The sequence below is a fragment of the Streptomyces sp. NPDC051738 genome (assembly GCF_044453205.1).
Taxonomy (GTDB): domain Bacteria; phylum Actinomycetota; class Actinomycetes; order Streptomycetales; family Streptomycetaceae; genus Streptomyces.
Genome location: NZ_JBITCM010000007.1, coordinates 195,087 through 215,123, shown reverse-complemented (window position 1 = coordinate 215,123; position 20,037 = coordinate 195,087). Strand labels below are relative to the sequence as shown.

Sequence of the window (20,037 nt, the reverse complement as noted above, 5' to 3'; positions counted from 1 at the left end):
GTCCTTCCCTCACTGGAGGAGTTCAACGCGCGAACGACGTGCCCCTATTCCTGGGACGACTGGGGCTACCGGCTCTCCTGTGCCCCGTGGGCCCGGCGCACGAGCTCGTCCCACACGTCCTTCACCCGCCGCTGAAGCACGTCCAGCGGTACGTCGTTGTCGATGACGATGTCCGCGATCTCCACCCGCTTCTCGCGCGTCGCCTGCGCGGCCATACGCGCGCGTGCGTCCTCCTCGGTCATGCCGCGCAGTCGGACGAGCCGGTCGAGCTGGGTCTCGGGACTCGCGTCGACTACGACCACGATGTCGTAGAAGGGCGCGAGGCCGTTCTCCGTGAGGAGCGGGACGTCGTGGATGACGACCGCGTCCTCGGCGGCGGCCTCTTCGAGTTCGCGGGAGCGGGCGCCGACGAGGGGGTGCACGATCGAGTTCAGTACGGCGAGCCGGTCCGGGTCGGCGAAGACGATCGAGCCCAGCTTGGGCCGGTCCAGACCGCCGTCCTCGGCGAGCACGTCCTCCCCGAAGGCCTCGACGACGGCGGCTAGACCGGGGGTGCCGGGCGCGACGACCTCGCGCGCGATACGGTCCGCGTCGATAAGCACGGCCCCGCACTCGACGAGCAGCCGCGACACCTCGCTCTTACCGGCACCGATGCCGCCGGTCAGGCCCACTTTCAGCATGAGCCGCAGCTTAGGGCCTGCCGCTGACATCAACACCCGGCAGGCCCGTTCGGCCGTCAGTTGTCGCCTTCACGCTCGGCCAGGAACCGCTCGAACTCCCGCCCGATCTCGTCCGCCGACGGGATGTCCACCGGCTCGGCGAGCATGTTGCCGCGTGACTCGGCGCCGGCGACGGCGTCGTACTGGTGCTCCAGCCCCTCGACGAGGTTGGTGAGCTCGTCATCGCCCTCGCGAATCTGGCGGTCGATCTCGTTCTGCGTGCGGTGGGCCTCCGTGCGCAGGGAGTGCGCGATGCCGGGCAGGACGAGCCCGGTGGCCGCGGTGAGCGCCTCCAGGACGGTCAGCGCCGCGTCCGGGTACGAGGAGCGGGCGATGTAGTGCGGGACATGCGCGGCGATGCCCAGGACGTCGTGCCCGGCCTCCATCAGCCGGTACTCCACCAGCGACTCGGCGCTGCCGGGCACCTGCGCCTCGTCGAAGGGGCTGCTGTGGCCCGGGACGAGGTCGGTGCGGTTGCCGTGCGGGGTGAGGCCGACCGGGCGCGTGTGCGGGACGCCCATGGGGATGCCGTGGAAGTTCACCGACAGCCGTACGCCGAGCCGCTCCACGATCTGCCGGACGGCAGCGGCGAAGCGCTCCCACTCCACGTCCGGCTCGGGCCCGGACAGCAGCAGGAAGGGCGCCCCCGTGGCGTCCTGCACGACCCGCACCTCGATGGCCGGGTCCTCGTATTCGCTCCAGCGGTCGCGCTTGAACGTCAGCAGCGGGCGGCGGGCGCGGTAGTCGACCAGCCGGTCGTGGTCGAAGCGGGCGACGACCTGGTGGGGCAGCGAGTCCAGGAGTCCGTCGACGATCTGATCGCCGGTTTCGCCCGCGTCGATGTATCCGTCGAAGTGGTAGAGCATGACCAGACCGGCCGACTCCTGGGCCAGCGCCATGTCGACGACGGCCAGCCCCTTCGGCTCCCATGCGTACAAACCCTGCGGATCAAGCACTGTGACCGCTCCTCCTCGTGTCCGTAAGTCACAACGCCCTTACAGCCGTGGGCATTCCCGAAGGAGGGAGGACATGATCTTGCCGGTCCGGGCAGCGCCGCCAGGGGCGCGGGGAACTGCGCGACAAGCCCCCACCGGCCGCCAGCCAAAACACAACCGAAAAAACGCCTGAGGGACCGCACCTCGAAAGGTACGGCCCCTCAGTCAACTGCTAGGCCTCAGCGAGCCAGCGTTCAGCTCTGGCCGCCCGCCAGCTTCTCACGCAGCGCGGCAAGCGCCTCGTCCGAGGCAAGCGCGCCGGAGTTGTCCGGGCCCTCGGAGGAGTAGGAACCGCCGCCACCGGACGCGGCCGGAGCCGCACCCGCCGCGTCGCCGCCCTCGGCCGCAGCAGCGGCGTCGGCCTCGCGGGACTTGATGACCTGCTGCTGGTGCTGCTCGAAGCGGGTCTGCGCCTCGGCGTACTGGTTCTCCCACACCTCACGCTGGGACTCGAAGCCCTCGAGCCAGTCGTTGGTCTCGGGGTCGAAGCCCTCGGGGTAGATGTAGTTGCCCTGGTCGTCGTACGACGCGGCCATGCCGTACAGCGTCGGGTCGAACTCGACCGAGGCCGGGTCGGCACCGAAGGCCTCGTTGGCCTGCTTCAGGGACAGCGAGATCCGGCGACGCTCGAGGTCGATGTCGATGACCTTGACGAAGATCTCGTCGTTGACCTGGACGACCTGCTCCGGGATCTCCACGTGGCGCTCGGCCAGCTCGGAGATGTGGACCAGACCCTCGATGCCCTCGTCCACGCGGACGAACGCACCGAACGGAACCAGCTTCGTGACCTTGCCGGGCACGACCTGGCCGATCTGGTGGGTGCGGGCGAACTGCTGCCACGGGTCTTCCTGGGTCGCCTTCAGCGACAGGGAGACACGCTCGCGGTCCATGTCGACGTCGAGAACCTCGACGGTGACTTCCTGGCCGACCTCGACAACCTCGGAGGGGTGGTCGATGTGCTTCCAGGAGAGCTCGGAGACGTGGACCAGACCGTCGACGCCACCCAGGTCCACGAAGGCACCGAAGTTGACGATCGAGGAGACGACGCCGGAACGGACCTGACCCTTCTGGAGGGTGGTGAGGAACGTCTGGCGGACCTCGGACTGGGTCTGCTCCAGCCAGGCACGGCGGGACAGGACCACGTTGTTGCGGTTCTTGTCCAGCTCGATGATCTTGGCCTCGAGCTCCTTGCCCACGTAGGGCTGGAGGTCGCGAACGCGGCGCATCTCGACCAGGGAGGCCGGGAGGAAGCCACGGAGGCCGATGTCGAGGATGAGACCACCCTTGACGACCTCGATGACGGTACCGGTGACGATGCCGTCCTCTTCCTTGATCTTCTCGATGGTGCCCCAGGCACGCTCGTACTGCGCGCGCTTCTTCGAGAGGATCAGGCGGCCTTCCTTGTCCTCCTTCTGGAGAACAAGGGCTTCGATCTCGTCGCCGACGGCGACGACCTCGTTCGGGTCGACGTCGTGCTTGATCGAGAGCTCGCGGCTCGGGATGACACCTTCGGTCTTGTAACCGATGTCGAGGAGAACCTCGTCCCGGTCAACCTTGACGATGACGCCGTCGACGATGTCGCCATCGTTGAAGTACTTGATCGTCTCGTCGATAGCGGCGAGGAAGGCTTCCTCGTTACCGATGTCGTTGACCGCAACCTGCGGGGTGGTGGCGGTGGTCTCGGTGCTGCTCGTCATGTGGGAAAGGGCTCCGGTACGGACATTGAAGTCGTAGGCACTGCTTACGCCGGGAGCCCGTTTCGCTCTGAAGAAGCCGGACAGCCAAGGAAGCGCCACACCGGGAAAACCCGATGGCGCCTCGACAACCGAGGGGACATACAACAGATGCGAGCGCAGCCTGCTACGTCTGAGGAGCGCAGGCCCGCAGCGCAACTTGTAGCATACGGGGGCAGCCGGACAGGGTCAATGCGCGAAGCCGCACACCCGGGGCGGATCGCCGCATTCCCGGCACAAGTCCTGTCCCTGGAGGCCACGCAGGCCTTGGGGCGCCCCTCTTGTGACACCACCGGGGGAGGCCGCGCCATTCAGGTGACGGAAGAGTACGACGAGGGAGCCGATCATCCAAGAGCCCGTATCGCCCGAGATCGCGTCCGCCGATGACTCCTCCGAGCCGGAGGCCACCCGTCGTGCGGCCGGCGTCGCGGAGAGTTCCCGCGCCAACCGGGGCTGGTGGGACCGCAACGCGGACGAGTACCAGAACGAGCACGGCACGTTCCTCGGCGACGACCGTTTCGTATGGGGCCCCGAGGGCCTGGACGAGGTGGAGGCCGAGCTGCTCGGCCCGCCGGAGGCCCTCAAGGGCAAGCAGGTCCTGGAGATCGGCGCCGGTGCCGCCCAGTGCTCGCGCTGGCTGGCCGCGCAGGGGGCGATCCCGGTCGCCCTGGACATCTCCCACCGCCAGCTCCAGCACGCCCTGCGCATCGGCGGTGCCTTCCCCCTGGTCTGTGCCGACGCCGGCGCCCTCCCCTTCGCCGACGCCTCCTTCGACCTGGCGTGCTCGGCGTACGGCGCGCTGCCGTTCGTCGCCGACCCGGTGCTGGTGCTGCGCGAGGTGCGGCGGGTGCTGCGGCCGGGTGGACGCTTCGTCTTCTCCGTGACCCACCCCATCCGCTGGTCCTTCCCCGATGAACCGGGCCCTGAGGGGCTGAGCGTCTCCGCCTCCTACTTCGACCGCACGCCGTACGTCGAGCAGGACGACGAGGGCCGGGCGGTCTACGTCGAGCATCACCGGACGCTCGGCGACCGAGTCCGGGACGTCGTGGCGGCGGGCCTGCGGCTGGTGGACCTGGTGGAGCCGGAGTGGCCGGCCTGGAACACCTCGGAATGGGGCGGCTGGTCGCCGTTGCGCGGGAACCTCATCCCGGGGTCGGCGATCTTCGTGTGCGTACGAGACTGAGAGCGTGATCCGTTACGACGCCCTGGACGTGCTGCCCGTACGCGGTGCCCTGCCCGGTCTGAACGATGCCCTGGAGGGCCACGGCACCGCCGTGCTGGTGGCCCCGCCCGGCACCGGCAAGACGACGCTGGTGCCGTTGGCGCTGGCGGGGCTGCTCGGCGAGGGACCGGGGCGGCGGGTCGTCGTCGCCGAGCCCCGGCGGATCGCGGCCCGGGCCGCCGCGCGGCGCATGGCCTGGCTGCTGGGCGAGAAGGTCGGCGAGAGCGTCGGGTACACCGTGCGCGGAGAACGGGTCGTCGGACGGCACGCGCGCGTGGAGGTCCTCACGACCGGTGTGCTGCTCCAGCGGTTGCAGCGCGACCAGGAGCTCGCGGGCGTGGACGTCGTGATCCTCGACGAGTGCCACGAGCGGCATCTGGACGCGGACACGGTGGCGGCTTTCCTGTGGGACGTACGGCAGACCCTGCGGCCGGAGCTGCGGCTGCTGGCCGCGTCGGCGACGACGGACGCGCAGGGGTGGGCTCGGCTGCTGGGTGACGCGCCGGTGGTCGCGGCGGAGGGTGCCTCGCACCCCGTGGAGGTGGTGTGGGCGCCGCCCACGCGCCCCGTACGGCCGCCGCATGGCATGCGGGTCGACCCGGTGCTGCTGACGCGTGTGGCGTCGACGGTGCGGCGGGCGCTGGCCGAGCGGGCGGGGGACGTGCTGTGTTTCCTGCCGGGTGTCGGCGAGATCGCTCGGGTGGCCGGGCAGTTGGGGGACCTGGGTGACGTCGACGTGCTCCAGGTGCACGGGCGGGCGCCGGCGGCCGTGCAGGACTCGGTGCTGGCGGGTGCGAAGCGGCGCCGGGTGGTGCTGGCGACGTCCGTGGCCGAGTCGTCGCTGACGGTTCCCGGAGTGCGGGTCGTCGTCGACTCGGGATTGGCCCGGGAGCCTCGCGTCGACCACGCGCGCGGGCTGAGCGCGCTGACGACGGTACGGGCCTCGCAGGCGGCCGGACGGCAGCGGGCGGGACGGGCCGGGCGTGAGGCGCCGGGCGCCGTGTACCGCTGCTGGGCGGAGGCGGAGGACGTACGCCTGCCGCGTTTCCCGTCGCCGGAGATCAAGGTGGCCGACCTGACGGCGTTCGCGCTGCAGGCGGCCTGCTGGGGCGACCCGGAGGCAGCCGGGCTGGCGCTGCTGGATGCGCCGCCGGGCGGGGCGATGGCGGCGGCGCGGAGCGTACTGACGGCCATCGGGGCGGTGGACGCCGACGGGCGGGCCACGGTGCGGGGTACCGCGCTGGCCCGGCTGGGGTTGCATCCGCGGTTGGGGCGGGCGCTGCTGGACACCTCCGGTGCGGGTGCCGAGGTGGTCGCGCTGCTGAGTGAGGAGGCCCCGCGGGAGTACGGGGACGACCTGGCCGGCGCTCTGCGGGCGGCCCGGCGCGGCGGTGATGCCTATGCGGGGCGCTGGCGTACGGAGGTGCGGCGGTTGCGGGCGAGCGGCGAGAGCGCGCCCGCCCCTGACAGACCGGCCGCCGCCGTGGACGACCGCACGGTGGGCCTCGTCGCCGCCCTCGCCTTCCCCGAGCGCGTCGCCAAGGCCGACGGCGGTTCCTACCTCATGGTCTCCGGCACCCGCGCGGAACTCGGTGACGGCAGCCCGCTGCGCGGTGCCCCGTGGATCGCCGTGGCCGTCGCGGACCGCCCCGTCGGCAAGGGGCACGCGCGCGTGCAGCTCGCCGCCGTGGTGGACGAGGACATGGCCCGGTCGGCGGCGGCCTCGCTGCACTCCGAGGGCCAGGAGGTGCACTGGGCCGACGGGGACGTCGTCGCCCGGCGGGTCGAGCGGCTGGGGGCGATCGAGCTGGCGGTGCGGCCGTTGCGGGACGCCGACCCCGTACTCGTACGCAACGCGCTCCTGGAAGGGCTACGGCAGGACGGGTTCGTCCTGTTGCGCTGGTCCCCCGACGCCGGCGTACTGCGGCAGCGGCTCGCCTTTCTGCGGCTGCACCTCGGCGAGCCCTGGCCCGATGTGTCCGACGACGCGCTCCACGCGCGCGTGGACGAGTGGTTGGAGCCCGAGCTGGGCCGGGCCCGGCGCCGGGCCGACCTGGCGCGGATCGATGCCGGGGAGGCGCTCGCGCGACTGCTGCCGTGGGCCTCGGGGGACGCCGGTCGGCTGGACGAGCTTGCCCCGGAGCGGATCGCCGTACCGAGTGGGTCCAGGATCCGGATCGACTACGGCAACCCCGAACAGCCCGTTCTCGCCGTGAAGTTGCAGGAGATGTTCGGGCTGGACCGGTCCCCCTCGGTGGCCGGTGTGCCGCTCCTCGTCCATCTGCTCTCCCCCGCCGGGCGCCCCGCCGCCGTCACCGCCGACCTCGCCTCCTTCTGGAAGGACGGCTACAAGGGCGTACGGGCGGAGCTGCGCGGGCGCTATCCCAAGCATCCGTGGCCCGAGGACCCCGCGACCGCCGAGCCGACCCGGCACACCAACGCCCGGCTCAGGCGGTGACCGGTTCCGGTTCGGTGTTCTTCGTCGGCTCCGGTTCGCCGGGGCGGCGGCCGCGTGCCTCCAGGTAGAGGGACAGGGCCAGGAGCAGCACGCCGAGGGTCAGGAATCCCCAGGGCAGGTACGACGTCATCAGCAGGACGAGGGTGCGGTTGGACTTGACCAGGTCCACGGTGTAGTCGATGTAGTCCTCGCGCATCTTCACGTGGCCCGCGAACGCCGTCACCTTGTCGCGGTCGCCGAGGAGGGTGCCGCCGCGCAGTTCCTCCTTGTGGATCTCCTCGCCGTAGACGGGGGCGCCGGTGAGGGGTTCGACCCAGAACTTGCGGACGGTCGTGTACCAGCGGGTGGTGCCGGTCTTGGCCACGGACTCCGGGGTGATGCCCTCGACCGGCATCGTCTTGGGGAACCTGACCTTGGTCCACGGGATGGTCTGCTCGAAGTAGTAGACCTCGACACCGCGGAAGTCCTGGGTGCCCTTGTAGTGGATGGGGGCGCTGGTGCGGGTCTGGGCGTCGAAGTACTCGTAGTCCCGTTTCTCCGTCAGGAAGGGCCACTTGAACTCGATGCCCTGCCGCTTCACCGGGTCGCCGTCGACCATCTCGCCGGTGGCGTGGACGGGTTCCTGGGTGTGCGCGTCGAAGATGTAGCGCTCGGGGATCCTGGAGACCATCTTGCCGTCGGGGCCGACGACGTAGGAGAGGCCCTCCCAGACCACCACGTCCTTGCCCGCCGTCTCCTCGATCTTCTGAGAGGCTTCGACGTTGCCCTTGAGCGTCTGCACGATGGTGACCTTGGGGACCTTGCGGGCCTTCATGGTGCCGTAGTCGAGGAGGGTCGCGTTCTTCGCCTCCAGGACCATGTCCTGGTACTGGCCGGCCGGGATCTTGGCCAGGCGCGGGAAGGCGTACCAGCGCAGCAGTGGGGACAGCGCCGCGAAGAACACGGCGAGGGCGAGCAGGACCAGGCCGGCCTTGCGGCGCATCTCGGCCTCCCTCCCGGACGGGCGGTTACGGATGTGCGGGCACCGTCGTCAGCAGCGGTTTCGGGGATGTCTCGCCCGCCGGGCTGCCGACCGCGGTGAGCGCGAGGACCAGGGCGAGCGCGCCGGCGAGACCGGTCGCGGCGGCGATCAGGGCACGCATACGGGCCTCCCGGAATCCCGGAGTTGATACAGCCGAACACATCTGATACATCGTCAGGTTCGGCACCGTAGCAACGGGCGGGCGAGATGAGAACACGTTGCGCACATGAACAAAGGGCGCCCTGTCCGACGTGGCGGAAGGGCGCCCTGGGGCTGATTGCGCGGTGGTTACGCGCTCGGACTCGGCGAGGCCGAATCTGACGCCGACTCGGACTCCGACGGGGTCGGGCTGGGTGACGTCTCGGCCGCCGCCACCTTCAGCTCGACGGTCAGCGTCGCGCCGCCCGCGGTGTTGATGCGGAGCAGGAACGTGCCGGTGGTGTCGTCGGCGTACAGCTTGGGCAGCTTGAGCAGGCCCTTGGCGTCCGTCGTCAGGCCGGTCAGGGTGCGTACGGTCTTGCCGTCGGCGTCCTTGAAGTAGGGGCCCTTGTCGTTCTCGGCCGGGTCGTCCGCCGACTTGATGAGGGTGGCGGTGGCCGCGACCTTGTCCGCGACGGCGTCCTTGTAGGTCGCCTTCACCTCGACCTGGTCGGCGAACTCGCCGCCCGGGGTGCAGGTCAGCTCGGTGTCGCTGGTGCGGGTCAGGGTGTCGGCGGCTCGCTCGGTGACCGTGGCCGTGTAGTCGAGGCCGGCGATCGTGCGGCCGACGACGGTGGCGCGGACGACGAACGCGCCCGTGTTCTCGCCCGCCTTCAGCGCGGGCGCGACCGCCTCGCCTGTGCTGCCGGTGAGGGTCGTGGCGTACTTCTCGCCGGTGCTGAAGGCGGCGTCGGTGGCGCCGATGATCGTGAAGCGGACCCGGACCTTCGCGACGCCCTTGCCTGCGTCGGTCTCGGCACGCGCGCTGACCTTCTCGGTGAACGTGTCGCCCGCCATCGCGGTGAGCTTGGCGGTGCCCGCGTCCTCCAGGTGGTCCACCGTGTCGGTAGGGGTGGGAGCAGGGGGCGTCGTGCCGGGCGGGGTCGTGCTCGGCGGGGTCGGCTTGGGGCTCGTGGAGCCGCCGTTGTCGCCGGGCTTGGGGCTGTTCGGCTTGGAGGGGGTCGTCGGCGTGCTGGGCGTCGTCGGTGTCGGGTTCGCGCCCGCCGTGTCGTCGCTGCGGTCGGACGGGAGGGTGCCGGTGCCGTCCGGGATCTCGTGGGTGCCCTTGCGGTAGTACTCCAGCCACGACAGGACGAGGTTGAGGTAGTCCCGCGAGTTGTTGTAGCTGAGGATCGCGCGGTCGAGGTCGCCCTGGGTGGACAGGTCCCAGCCGTAGCGGCACAGGTAGTGCCCGGCGGCGAGCGCGGCGTCGTAGACGTTGTTCGGGTTCTCCTCGCCGTCGCCGTTGCCGTCGCGGCCTGCCCAGGCCCAGGTGGAGGGGATGAACTGCATGGGGCCGACGGCGCGGTCGTAGGAGCTGTCCCCGTCGTAGGCGCCGTTGTCGGTGTCGCTGATGTTCGCGAAGCCGTTGCCGTTGAGCTGCGGGCCGAGGATCGGGGAGAGCGTGTTGCCGTTCGCGTCCACCCGGCCGCCGCGGGCCTGCCCGGACTCGACCTTGCCGATGGCGGCGAGGAGCTGCCACTGCAGGTTGCAGCCGGGCTTGGCCTCCTTGAGCGCGGTCTCGGCCTTCTTGTAGGCGTCGAGAACGGTCGCGGGGATGCCCGCCTCGCTGGCGCCCGGGGTGACGGGCGTGGTGGTGGTCGGCGAGGGGCTGGGGCTGTTCAGCGGCGGCAGGTCGGTGTAGTACGGCGAGTTGCCGGTCGCGCTGTCCTCGGCGGGCGTGTCCGCGGAGGGCTGGGTTTCGGTGGTGACTCTCCTGCCGGCGTCGTCGGTCGTCACTCCCGGAGCCTGGGACGCGGCCAGTGCCGCGACCACGACCGCGGCGACCGTGGTGTTCACCGCGCCCTTGCGGAGCCTGCCGAATTGCGCCGCCATGAAATGGACCCCTCCCGTGGACGCCCGAGCGCCCGCCTCTGTCTGTCGGGCTCGCCGTCTTGTGCTCGCCCCAGTAGTGACGATCGACCGGCCGCGACAGTTGCCCTCGCGGCGATCTTTCCGTCGCTGTTCATCTGTTCGGCCGCGTTCCCCCGGCACGGTGACCCAGGCGACCCTACGACAACTTGCTTTGCAGGGGCACCCGTTGGTGCCCGATTTTTACCGGTTGGCCATGTCCGGGCTCTCCGTCGGGCGTCCCTCATACTGGCTCGTCCATACTGGCTTGCCCGACCGACCGGGACCGACCGGGGCCGACCTAGGCCGACCGGGCCCGTCAACACCCCGCACAAGGAGCCCCGTTGCCGTTCACGCTCAGCCATGCGGCGGCCGTACTGCCCGCCGTGCGCACCGACGGAACCGGCCGGGGCTCCTTGGTACCGGCCGTCCTGGTGGCGGGTTCCTTCTCTCCCGACATGACCTATTACGCGGCGAGTGTCCTGCCCGGGGCGATGGAGTTCGGCGATGTCACGCACTCGTTCGCGGGTGTGTTCACAGTCGACGTGGTGCTCGCCTGGGCGCTGGTGGGGCTGTGGCTTCTGCTGCGCGAGCCGTTGGTGGCGCTGCTGCCGGTGCGGCGGCAGGCTCGGGTGGCCACGCTGCTGCGCTGCGGGGCGCCACGCGCGCGTGTAGGTCCTTCGCTCGCGGTGCGGTGGTACGCCTCGGCCGCGCTCGGCTCGCTGACGCATGTCGTGTGGGACGCGTTCACGCATCTCGACCGCTGGGGGATGCGGTTGTTTCCCGTGCTGGGCGAGGAGATCGCGGGGTCGCCGCTGTACTGGTATCTGCAGTACGGCGGTTCGGCCCTCGCCGCGGCCGTCATCGCCGCGTTCGTGGTCGTGGCGCTACGGCGGACTCCCGCGGCCGCGCCGGTCGGGGTTCCGGTCCTGTCGGTACGGGACCGGTGGGCGGCCGGTGCGGTGATCGGCGGGCTCGCCGCGGTGGCGGCGGTGCAGCGGGCGGTGCGCTGGTGGGAGTACTGGGGGTCGACCGCCGAGTACTGGGAGCTGATTCCGACGCTGTGCTTCGGGGCGGGCGCGGGGCTCGTGCTGGGGTTGCTGCTGTACGCCGTGGGGGTCAGGGTGTGGCGGCCGGTCCGGGGCCCTGGTGGTGGGGGTTCGGGTGCGGACGCGGATGGGGCCGGTCGGGAGGCGAGCCGTCCTGCGGCTCGGTGAGGGCGCCGGCCGTCGCCACGAACACGGTGACGGTACGGACGGGGCGGGGGCGTGGGAGCCAGGTGCGGGCCAGGGCCAGGTAGCTGCGGGCCAGCTCGGCCCAGCCCGGTGCCCTGCGGGCGGCCCGGCGGCGGACGGTGGTGGCCGTGAGCCGCAGGGTGGTCACCAGGTCCCTGGGGATGCGGGCGGTGCTTGCGCCGGGGGCGAAGGGTGGGGTTGATGGCTGCGCTGCGAGGGGGGCGTCGCCTTCGGTGTTCACGTTCGCCGATGCCGGGGTCGTCCGGCGGTTGAGCGTGCGTATACCCATGCCCGCATCCTTACGGGCGGTGGGGGTGGGGGCGCTTTTGCGGGGGCCACGTGGGTGAGTGCCGGAGCGTCTGCCTGGTTGAGGTGGTTCTGGGACTGCGGGCCGCCTGTGGCTGGTCGCGCCCACGCGGCGGAGCCGCAAATCGATACAGCCCCGCGCCCCTTTAGGGCGTTGCAGTTCCGCTCCCTGTAGCCCCACGGAAATGCCGGGCCGGTTGGGAATCCGGCCCGGCATCGGGATGTGACCCTCCGCCGGAGGCTAGTGCGCTGCTGACTCCCAGTCCGGGCCCGCGCCCACCGAGACGCCCAGGGGGACGGTGAGGTGGACGGCGTTGGACATTTCTCGGCGGACCAGGGCTTCCGCGGCCTCGCGTTCGCCGGGGGCGATTTCCAGGACGATTTCGTCGTGGACCTGGAGGAGCATGCGGGAGGTGAGGTTCTGCTCGCGCAGGGCGCGGTCGACGTTGAGCATGGCGATCTTGACGATGTCCGCCGCCGTGCCCTGGATGGGGGCGTTGAGGGCCATGCGCTCGGCGGCCTCGCGGCGCTGGCGGTTGTCGCTGTTGAGGTCGGGGAGGTAGCGGCGGCGGCCGAAGAGCGTCGCCGTGTAGCCCGTCGCCCGTGCCTCGTCGACGGCGCGCCGCAGGTAGTCACGGACGCCGCCGAACCGCTCGAAGTAGGCGTCCATCAGGGCGCGGGCCTCGCCCGCGTCGATGTTCAGCTGCTGCGAGAGGCCGAAGGCGGAGAGTCCGTAGGCCAGGCCGTACGACATCGCCTTGATCTTGCGGCGCATCTCCGCGTCCACGGCGGAGGGTTCCACCGCGAACACCTGCGATGCGGCCGTGGTGTGCAGGTCCTCGCCTGAGGTGAACGCCTCGATCAGGCCCGCGTCCTCGGAGAGGTGGGCCATCACGCGCAGTTCGATCTGGCTGTAGTCCGCGGTCATCAGGGACTCGAAGCCCTCGCCGACCACGAAGCCCCGGCGGATCGCCCGGCCCTCGTCCGTGCGGACGGGGATGTTCTGGAGGTTCGGGTCCGTCGAGGAGAGGCGGCCGGTCGCCGCGACCGTCTGGTTGAACGTCGTGTGGATACGGCCGTCCGTCGCGATCGTCTTGATCAGGCCCTCGACGGTGACGCGGAGCTTCGCCTGCTCGCGGTGGCGGAGCATGATGACCGGCAGTTCGTTGTCGGTCTGGCCGGCGAGCCACGCCAGGGCGTCGGCGTCCGTGGTGTAGCCCGTCTTGGTCTTCTTCGTCTTGGGCAGGGCGAGTTCGCCGAAGAGGACCTCCTGGAGCTGCTTGGGCGAGCCCAGGTTGAACTCGTGCCCGGCCGCCGCGTGCGCCTCTTTCACGGCCTGCTGCACGGCGCCCGCGAACATCTGCTCCATGGCCTCCAGGTGGGCCCGGTCGGCCGCGATGCCGTGCCGCTCCATGCGGGCCAGCAGGGCGGAGGTGGGCAGCTCCATGTCACGGAGCAGGTCCGCGGCGCCGACCTCTTCGAGACGGCTCTCGAAGGCCTCGCCGAGGTCGAGGACCGCGCGGGCCTGGATCATCAGCGCCTCGGCCTCGGCGCCGTCGTCCGCGCCGAAGGCCAGCTGACCGTCGGCCGCGGCGGCCGGGGCCAGCTCGCGGTGGAGGTACTCCAGGGACAGCGCGTCCAGGTCGAAGGAGCGGCGGCCCGGCTTGACCAGGTAGGCGGCGAGCGCGGTGTCCATGCGGACGCCCTCGATGCTCCAGCCGTGCTCGGCGAAGACCCGCATCGCGCCCTTGGCGTTGTGGAAGACCTTCGGCTTGTCGGCGTCGGCCAGCCAGGCCGCGAACGCCTTCTCGTCGGCCTCGTCCAGCTGCGACGGGTCGAACCAGCCGGCCGCACCGTCGGCCGCGGCGAGGGCGACCTCGGCGACCGAGCCGGTACCGAGCGCCCAGGTGTCGACGGTGACCACGCCGAGGGCCTCGCCACCGCGCTCGGCCAGCCAGGGGGCCAGCTCGCCGGTGCCGAGCACCGCGCCGTCCAGCTCCACGCCCTCGGTCGTGATCGGGGTGGTCTCGGCCTCCTCGGCTCCGGGGTCGACGCCGAAGAGCCGCTCCCGCAGGGACGGGTTACGGATCTCCAGGGTGTCCAGGATCATCGCGACGGCCTTGCGGTCATAGGGCGCGCGCGCGAGGTCGGTGACCGTCTTGGGCAGCTCGACGGCTCGCTCCAGCTCGGTCAGCCGGCGGTTGAGCTTGACGGCCTCCAGGTGGTCGCGGAGGTTCTGGCCGGCCTTGCCCTTGACCTCCTCGACGCGCTCGACCAGCTCCGCGAACGAACCGAACTGGTTGATCCACTTCGCGGCGGTCTTCTCGCCGACGCCCGGGATGCCCGGCAGGTTGTCGGACGGGTCGCCGCGCAGGGCCGCGAAGTCGGGGTACTGGGCGGGCGTCAATCCGTACTTCTCGAAGACCTTCTCCGGGGTGAAGCGGGTCAGCTCGGAGACGCCCTTGGTCGGATACAGCACCGTGGTGTGCTCGCTGACCAGCTGGAAGGAGTCCCGGTCGCCGGTGACGATCAGCACCTCGAAGCCGTCGGCCTCGGCCTGGGTGGCCAGCGTGGCGATCACGTCGTCGGCCTCGAAGCCGTCGACCGCGAACCGCGAGACGTGCATCGCGTCGAGCAGTTCGCCGATCAGCTCGACCTGGCCCTTGAACTCGTCCGGGGTCTTGGAACGGTTCGCCTTGTACTCCGTGAACTCCGCGGAGCGCCAGGTCTTGCGGGACACGTCGAACGCCACGGCGAAGTGGGTGGGCGCCTCGTCGCGAATGGTGTTGGCCAGCATCGACGCGAAGCCGTAGATCGCGTTCGTCGGCTGGCCCGTCGCGGTCGTGAAGTTCTCCGCGGGCAGCGCGAAGAACGCACGGTAGGCCAGCGAGTGCCCGTCCATGAGCATCAGGCGCGGCCGGCTGCCGCCGGGGTTCTTGTCGGTCTGCTTCGATGCTGTCTCTGCCACGCCCCCGATCCTGCCACGCCCCACTGACAGTCGGTTCCCCCCCGGGAGGTACGGCTCCGGGAAGAGGGCCGCGGACGGGGTTCGCGGTGCCGGTTCGCAGAGGGGCTCGCGGTGGGCGTGGGCGGGGAGTGCCCGTGCCGGGCCCCCGCCCCCGTTGTCGGTCCCGCGTGCGAGGATCGGAGATGTACCTCACACGTGTACATGAATGGGGAGTGCGCGATGGCCACCAAGCCGCCCAAGGGTGATCCGGTTCAGGACGCGCCGCAGGTCGCCGAGCCGCAGCACGCGGCGGCGGGGCTGCCTGCCATCGGGCACACCCTGCGTATCGCACAGCAGCAGATGGGCGTGAAGCGGACCATGCTGACCCTGCTGAGCGTCAACCAGAAGGACGGCTTCGACTGCCCGGGGTGTGCCTGGCCGGAGCCGGACCACCGGCACAAGGCGGAGTTCTGTGAGAACGGCGCGAAGGCGGTGGCCGAGGAGGCGACCCTGCGCCGGGTCACCCCGGAGTTCTTCGCCGCGCACCCCGTCGCCGACCTCGCGACCAGGAGCGGTTACTGGCTGGGGCAGCAGGGGCGGCTGACGCATCCCATGTTCCTCCCCGAGGGGGGCACGCACTACGAGCCCGTCACCTGGGAGCGCGCCTTCGACATCATCGCCGAGGAGATCACCGCCCTCGGCTCCCCCGACGAGGCCGTCTTCTACACCTCGGGCCGCACCAGCAACGAGGCCGCCTTCCTCTACCAGCTCTTCGCGCGCGAGCTCGGCACGAACAACCTGCCCGACTGCTCGAACATGTGCCACGAGTCGTCCGGGTCGGCGCTGAACGAGACCATCGGCGTCGGCAAGGGCAGCGTCCTGCTGGAGGACCTCTACAAGGCCGACCTGATCATCGTCGCCGGGCAGAACCCGGGGACGAACCACCCGCGCATGCTCTCCGCCCTGGAGGAGGCCAAGGCCAACGGCGCGAAGATCATCAGCGTCAACCCGCTGCCCGAGGCGGGCCTGGAGCGGTTCAAGAACCCGCAGACCCCGCGGGGCATGCTCAAGGGCGCCGCGCTCACCGATCTGTTCCTGCAGATCCGCATCGGCGGCGACCAGGCCCTGTTCCGCCTCCTCAACAAGCTGATCCTGGAGACCGAGGGTGCCGTGGACGAGGAGTTCGTCCGCGACCACACCCACGGCTACGAGGAGTTCGTCGAGGCCGCCCGCGCCGCCGACTGGGACGAGACGCTGACCGCGACCGGCCTCACGCGCGCGGACATCGACAAGGCCATGGCGATGATCCTCGCCTCGCGGCGCACCATCGTCTGCTGGGCCATGGGCCTCACCCAGCACAAGCACTCCGTGCCGACCATCCGCGAGGTCGTCAACTTCCTTCTGCTGCGCGGCGACATCGGCCGCCCGGGCGCGGGCGTGTGCCCGGTGCGCGGTCACTCGAACGTGCAGGGCGACCGCACGATGGGCATCTTCGAGCGGCCCGCACCGGCGTTCCTGGACGCCCTGGAGAAGGAGTTCGGCTTCGCGCCCCCGCGCGAGCACGGCTACGACGTCGTCCGGGCCATCCGTGCGCTGCGTGACGGCGAGGCGAAGGTCTTCTTCGCGATGGGCGGCAACTTCGTGTCCGCCACGCCCGACACGGACGTCACCGAGGCGGCCATGCGGCGCGCACGGCTCACCGTGCACGTGTCGACGAAACTCAACCGCAGCCATGCCGTCACCGGTGCGCGGGCCCTGATCCTGCCGACGCTCGGCCGCACCGAGCGCGACCTCCAGGGCAGCGGCGAGCAGTTCGTGACGGTCGAGGACTCCATGAGCATGGTGCACGCCTCCCGGGGGCGCCTGGAGCCCGCGAGCACGCATCTGCTGTCGGAGCCGGCGATCGTCTGCCGTCTGGCACGCCGCGTGCTGGGCGAGGGCAGCCTGACGCCCTGGGAGGAGTTCGAGAAGGACTACGCGACGATCCGGGACCGTATCGCCCGCGTGATCCCCGGCTTCGAGGACTTCAACGCGCGCGTGGCCCACCCTGACGGCTTCACGCTCCCCCACGCCCCGCGCGACGAGCGCCGCTTCCCGACGGCGACGGGCAAGGCCAACTTCACCGCGGCCCCGGTCGAGTACCCGGAGGTTCCCGAGGGACGGCTGCTGCTGCAGACCCTGCGGTCGCACGACCAGTACAACACCACGATCTACGGCCTGGACGACCGCTACCGGGGCATCAAGAACGGCCGCCGCGTCGTCATGATCAACCCCGAGGACGCAACAAGGCTGAACATCGCCGACGGCTCGTACGTCGACCTGGTGAGCGAGTGGAAGGACGGCATCGAGCGGCGGGCGCCCGGCTTCCGGGTCGTGCACTATCCGACGGCCCGGGGCTGCGCGGCCGCGTACTACCCGGAGACCAACGTCCTGGTCCCGCTGGACGCCACCGCGGACACCAGCAACACCCCGGCCAGCAAGTCCGTCGTCGTACGTCTGGAACAATCGGCAACCGACTGAGCGTTTGCTCAGTCGACCCTCACCGACTGGGCAAGACGAACGGAGCCGGACCCATGGGCGAGCAGCAGCATGTGAAGTTCCCGCAGGAGGTCATCGACGAGTACGCCGCGCTCGGCGTCGACCTGCCGGCCCTGTTCTCCGCCGGGCACCTCGGCACGCGCATGGGTGTCCAGATACTGGAAGCGTCCGCGGAGCGGGTCGTCGGGACCATGCCGGTCGAGGGGAACACCCAGCCGTACGGGCTGCTGCACGGCGGCGCCTCCGCGGTGCTCGCCGAGACGCTCGGCTCCGTGGGGTCGATGCTGCACGCCGGCAGCTCCAAGATCGCGGTCGGCGTCGACCTCAACTGCACCCACCACCGCGGCGCCCGCTCCGGCCTCGTCACCGGCGTGGCCACGCCGCTGCACCGGGGGCGCTCGACGGCGACGTACGAGATCGTGATCAGCGACGAGCAGGGCCGGCGCGTGTGCAGCGCGCGGCTGACCTGCATGCTGCGGGACGTGAACCCGAGCGACGAGGAGCGCCTCCGGGCGGCGAAGTGACGCCGCCGCCCCGCGATGCGCGGCGAACGGACACCGACGTCCCGACGACGCTTCCGTGACAACCAACGCCCTTACGTTTTCTCGCCGTTGAACCCGAGCGCCCGGCGGCATACGGTCGAGGCATGACGACGGGAGGAGCGCTCCGGAAGGGGGCGGTGCTCGGACTGGCGCTGCTGACCGCCGGTTTGGCGGCCGGATGCGGCGGCCAGTCGGGCGCTCGGGACGCAGCGGGCGACACCCGGGCGAGCGCCAACTCGCCCTCCCCGTCGGCGACTCCGCCCGCGCAGCTGTGCACGCGGATCGTCGGATACTGGTCGCGCCGGGCACTGACCGGCGACACCTACGGCGACTACCAGTCGATGGGCCTGTCCGACGGCCAGTACGAGATCCTCCGCAAGGTCGTGGACGCCGCCCGGGCGGAGCGCGGGCACACGGACGCACAGGCGGCCGACCGCCTGATCGACCGGCGGGCGCGCGAGCTGTGCGAGGAGCGGTACCGAAACGGCGAGCCGACCGGAGGGCCGTGGGGCTGAGCGAGGTAATCCCATTCCGCTTTTCGTGCCCCATACACGAAAAGAGCCGGAGACCGCGGAACATCTTTCCCGGCTGTAACTCTGCGTAATACGGCTGCAATGCAGGCCCAAGGCTCTTCCGAAATCGGCCCCTTCCCACAAGCCCACGGAGGCCCTCAGGTAGCCTTCAGCAACGACCTGGGTAATCACCAAAACATGTGAACACTCGTGAAGACGCTACGCGCGAACGCTGCGAGTTCTCACTATGTGGACAGGGCGAATCGGCCGGAAATCCACTCTTCCCCCCACCGAGTACCGCTCTGCATTACCCGGTGTCATAACAAGAGCGTCACAGCCTTGGTCAGAGCCTCCTCCAGGTTCCCCACCCGCGCTTAGAGTCACCGCCAGTCACCGCGCCATCGGAATCGAAGTCACTTCGACCCAGCGCTCGACTCGGCGCGTTCCATGGGGGGCCCGCCGTGCCAGGGAAAGGACCTGATTCGTGCGTCAACGTTCGATCATCGCCATAACCGCCGCAATCGCGGCGGGATCGCTGACACTCACGGCTTGTGGGTCGCGTGACGACGACGGCGGCAGCAGCAACGGCGACAAGACCACCGTTGTGATCGGTGTCGACGCCCCGCTGACCGGCGACCTGTCGGCCCTCGGCCTCGGCATCAAGAACTCCGCCGACCTCGCCGCCAAGACGGCCAACAAGGACGAGTACGTCAAGGGCGTCGAGTTCAAGATCGAGCCGCTCGACGACCAGGCGCAGCCCTCCGTCGGTCAGCAGAACGCCCAGAAGTTCATCAGCAACAAGGACGTCCTCGGCGTCGTCGGCCCGCTGAACTCCAGCGTGTCGCAGCAGATGCAGAAGCCGTTCAACGACGCCGGCCTGACCCAGGTCTCCCCGGCCAACACCGGTACGGAGCTGACCCAGGGCGACGGCTGGAAGACCGGCGACTCGGTCCGCCAGTTCAAGACCTTCTTCCGCACGGCCACCACGGACGAGATCCAGGGCGCCTTCGCGGCCGACTACCTGTACAACCAGGCGAAGATCAAGAAGGTCTACCTGATCGACGACCAGAAGACCTACGGCGCCGGCCTCGCCGCGTCCTTCAAGACGAACTTCACCAAGTTCGGCGGCCAGATCGTCGGCAGCGACCACATCAACCCCGACGACCGTGACTTCAACGCCGTGGTCGCCAAGATCAAGAAGACCGGCGCCGAAGCCCTGTACTACGGCGGCGAGTACCCGGCCGCCGCCCCGCTGAGCCAGCAGCTCAAGGACAGCGGCCAGAACATCCCGCTCATGGGCGGCGACGGCATCTACTCCGGCGAGTTCCCGAAGCTGAACAAGAAGGCCGACGGCGACCTCTCCACCTCCGTGGGCAAGCCGGTCGAGCAGCTCGACTCCGCCAAGACGTTCATCAAGAACTACGAGGCCGGCGGCTACGAGGACGCCTACGAGGCCTACGGCGGCCTCACCTACGACGCCACCTGGGCCATCATCGAGGCCGTCAAGCTGGCGGTCGAGGGCAACGACGGCAAGCTCCCGTCCGACGGCCGCAAGGCGGTCCTGGACGCCATGGCGAAGGTCAAGTTCGACGGCGTCACCGGCGCCATCTCCTTCGACGAGTTCGGTGACACCACCAACCACACGATGACCGCCTACAAGGTCAAGAACAACGCCTGGGCGCCGGAGTTCAGCGGCGAACCCAAGCTGGGCTAGCAGAGGACGAGTAGAGAACCCTCCCCCATCACACATTGATCCAGGC

The 20,037-nt window shown here is 70.3% G+C and carries 15 protein-coding genes; 7 read left to right on the top strand and 8 right to left on the bottom strand.

All coding sequences use genetic code 11. The features are described from left to right. Positions 1-65 precede the first annotated feature (65 nt). The 3 genes from coaE to rpsA all read right to left on the bottom strand — a co-directional run bounded on the left by coaE (position 66) and on the right by rpsA (position 3,411). Positions 66-680: a dephospho-CoA kinase gene (coaE, locus tag ACIA8X_RS18640; RefSeq protein WP_393442668.1), complete on the bottom strand. Its 615-nt coding sequence runs from the start codon at positions 678-680 to the stop codon at positions 66-68. 56 nt (positions 681-736) lie between these two features. Then, the gene (locus tag ACIA8X_RS18635) at positions 737-1,675 is read right to left on the bottom strand and encodes a PAC2 family protein (protein ID WP_393442666.1); all 939 of its coding nucleotides are present in this window, start codon (positions 1,673-1,675) and stop codon (positions 737-739) included. A 233-nt stretch (positions 1,676-1,908) separates the two neighbouring features. After that, positions 1,909-3,411: a 30S ribosomal protein S1 gene (rpsA, locus tag ACIA8X_RS18630; protein WP_393442664.1), complete on the bottom strand. Its 1,503-nt coding sequence runs from the start codon at positions 3,409-3,411 to the stop codon at positions 1,909-1,911. Between the two features lie 379 nt (positions 3,412-3,790). On the opposite strand from rpsA, the gene ACIA8X_RS18625 reads away from it, so the two are divergent. Beyond that, positions 3,791-4,630 carry a class I SAM-dependent methyltransferase gene (locus ACIA8X_RS18625; RefSeq protein WP_393443252.1) on the top strand — a complete coding sequence of 280 codons (840 nt, stop codon included), beginning with the start codon at positions 3,791-3,793 and terminating at the stop codon, positions 4,628-4,630. A 4-nt stretch (positions 4,631-4,634) separates the two neighbouring features. Then, entirely contained in the window at positions 4,635-7,127 is a 2,493-nt protein-coding gene (hrpB, locus tag ACIA8X_RS18620; RefSeq protein WP_393442662.1) for an ATP-dependent helicase HrpB, read from the top strand. On the opposite strand, the gene ACIA8X_RS18615 is transcribed toward hrpB, so the two are convergent. From ACIA8X_RS18615 to ACIA8X_RS18605, 3 genes are all read right to left on the bottom strand, one after another. Further along, positions 7,117-8,109 carry a DUF3068 domain-containing protein gene (locus ACIA8X_RS18615; protein ID WP_393442660.1) on the bottom strand — a complete coding sequence of 331 codons (993 nt, stop codon included), beginning with the start codon at positions 8,107-8,109 and terminating at the stop codon, positions 7,117-7,119. The two genes, hrpB and ACIA8X_RS18615, sit on opposite strands and share 11 nt — an antisense overlap. A 25-nt stretch (positions 8,110-8,134) precedes the next feature. Then, positions 8,135-8,269 carry an SPW_0924 family protein gene (locus ACIA8X_RS18610; RefSeq protein WP_393442658.1) on the bottom strand — a complete coding sequence of 45 codons (135 nt, stop codon included), beginning with the start codon at positions 8,267-8,269 and terminating at the stop codon, positions 8,135-8,137. 167 nt (positions 8,270-8,436) lie between these two features. After that, positions 8,437-10,182, bottom strand: coding sequence for a lytic transglycosylase domain-containing protein (locus ACIA8X_RS18605; RefSeq protein WP_393442656.1), 1,746 nt, complete (start codon positions 10,180-10,182; stop codon positions 8,437-8,439). A 359-nt stretch (positions 10,183-10,541) separates the two neighbouring features. Between ACIA8X_RS18605 and ACIA8X_RS18600 the strand changes: the two genes are divergently transcribed. Next, the gene (locus ACIA8X_RS18600; RefSeq protein WP_393442654.1) at positions 10,542-11,414 is read left to right on the top strand and encodes a DUF4184 family protein; all 873 of its coding nucleotides are present in this window, start codon (positions 10,542-10,544) and stop codon (positions 11,412-11,414) included. On the opposite strand, the gene ACIA8X_RS18595 is transcribed toward ACIA8X_RS18600, so the two are convergent. Then, positions 11,317-11,721 carry a hypothetical protein gene (locus tag ACIA8X_RS18595; protein ID WP_393442652.1) on the bottom strand — a complete coding sequence of 135 codons (405 nt, stop codon included), beginning with the start codon at positions 11,719-11,721 and terminating at the stop codon, positions 11,317-11,319. The genes ACIA8X_RS18600 and ACIA8X_RS18595 overlap by 98 nt on opposite strands. A 258-nt stretch (positions 11,722-11,979) precedes the next feature. Further along, entirely contained in the window at positions 11,980-14,706 is a 2,727-nt protein-coding gene (gene polA / locus ACIA8X_RS18590) for a DNA polymerase I (protein WP_393442650.1), read from the bottom strand. A 219-nt stretch (positions 14,707-14,925) separates the two neighbouring features. On the opposite strand from polA, the gene ACIA8X_RS18585 reads away from it, so the two are divergent. The 4 genes from ACIA8X_RS18585 to ACIA8X_RS18570 all read left to right on the top strand — a co-directional run bounded on the left by ACIA8X_RS18585 (position 14,926) and on the right by ACIA8X_RS18570 (position 19,991). Next, complete coding sequence (locus tag ACIA8X_RS18585) at positions 14,926-17,205, top strand: FdhF/YdeP family oxidoreductase (RefSeq protein ID WP_393442648.1); 2,280 nt, start codon at positions 14,926-14,928, stop codon at positions 17,203-17,205. Positions 17,206-17,258: 53 nt separating this feature from the next. Then, the gene (locus ACIA8X_RS18580; protein WP_393442646.1) at positions 17,259-17,747 is read left to right on the top strand and encodes a hotdog fold thioesterase; all 489 of its coding nucleotides are present in this window, start codon (positions 17,259-17,261) and stop codon (positions 17,745-17,747) included. Positions 17,748-17,869: 122 nt separating this feature from the next. Then, positions 17,870-18,280: a hypothetical protein gene (locus ACIA8X_RS18575; protein WP_393442644.1), complete on the top strand. Its 411-nt coding sequence runs from the start codon at positions 17,870-17,872 to the stop codon at positions 18,278-18,280. 481 nt (positions 18,281-18,761) lie between these two features. Beyond that, entirely contained in the window at positions 18,762-19,991 is a 1,230-nt protein-coding gene (locus tag ACIA8X_RS18570) for a branched-chain amino acid ABC transporter substrate-binding protein (protein WP_393442642.1), read from the top strand. Positions 19,992-20,037 lie beyond the last annotated feature (46 nt).

Excerpts from the sequence above, each read along its gene's own strand:
- coaE (WP_393442668.1), bottom strand. The coding sequence starts at position 680 with ATGCTGAAAGTGGGCCTGACCGGCGGCATCGGTGCCGGTAAGAGCGAG.
- rpsA (WP_393442664.1), bottom strand. The coding sequence starts at position 3,411 with ATGACGAGCAGCACCGAGACCACCGCCACCACCCCGCAGGTTGCGGTC.
- ACIA8X_RS18615 (WP_393442660.1), bottom strand. The coding sequence starts at position 8,109 with ATGCGCCGCAAGGCCGGCCTGGTCCTGCTCGCCCTCGCCGTGTTCTTC.
- ACIA8X_RS18610 (WP_393442658.1), bottom strand. The coding sequence starts at position 8,269 with ATGCGTGCCCTGATCGCCGCCGCGACCGGTCTCGCCGGCGCGCTCGCC.
- ACIA8X_RS18605 (WP_393442656.1), bottom strand. The coding sequence starts at position 10,182 with ATGGCGGCGCAATTCGGCAGGCTCCGCAAGGGCGCGGTGAACACCACG.
- ACIA8X_RS18595 (WP_393442652.1), bottom strand. The coding sequence starts at position 11,721 with ATGGGTATACGCACGCTCAACCGCCGGACGACCCCGGCATCGGCGAAC.
- ACIA8X_RS18585 (WP_393442648.1), top strand. The coding sequence starts at position 14,926 with ATGGCCACCAAGCCGCCCAAGGGTGATCCGGTTCAGGACGCGCCGCAG.
- ACIA8X_RS18580 (WP_393442646.1), top strand. The coding sequence starts at position 17,259 with ATGGGCGAGCAGCAGCATGTGAAGTTCCCGCAGGAGGTCATCGACGAG.
- ACIA8X_RS18575 (WP_393442644.1), top strand. The coding sequence starts at position 17,870 with ATGACGACGGGAGGAGCGCTCCGGAAGGGGGCGGTGCTCGGACTGGCG.